Genomic DNA, 404 nt, shown 5'->3' on the forward strand with positions numbered 1-404 from the left:
TCCTTCACGGTGACGGTCACCGTCTGGACGCTGGGCTGGTCGTTGGTGACGTACCCGCTGTGGTTCTGGGTGCTCCCGATGTACGCGGGCCAGGACGGCATACAGCTGTACGGCGACGAGCAGCACTCGATCTACCTGGACAACCCGTTCGAGATCGCGGTGACGGCGGGCGTGGGTCTGCTGTTCACACTGGCCACGCCGTGGATCGTGCGGGCGCTGACGATGGTGGACCGGCTGATGGTGCACGGGCTGCTGGGCCCGTCGCGGCTGGCGACCCGGGTGGGGGAGCTGGAGTCGGACCGCGGGGTCGTGGTGGACACGGCGGCGGCGGACCTGCGGCGCATCGAGCGGGACCTGCACGACGGGGCGCAGGCCCGGCTGGTGAACCTGGCGATGGGGCTGGG

The 404-nt window shown here is 70.5% G+C and carries 1 protein-coding gene; it reads left to right on the forward strand.

Annotated features, from left to right (window positions below; genetic code table 11):
- Positions 1-404: sensor domain-containing protein (locus tag LPA54_RS40800; protein WP_228985464.1), on the forward strand; the 404-nt coding region annotated here is incomplete at both ends.

It is taken from the genome of Streptomyces sp. DH12 (assembly GCF_020873895.1).
GTDB lineage: Bacteria > Actinomycetota > Actinomycetes > Streptomycetales > Streptomycetaceae > Streptomyces.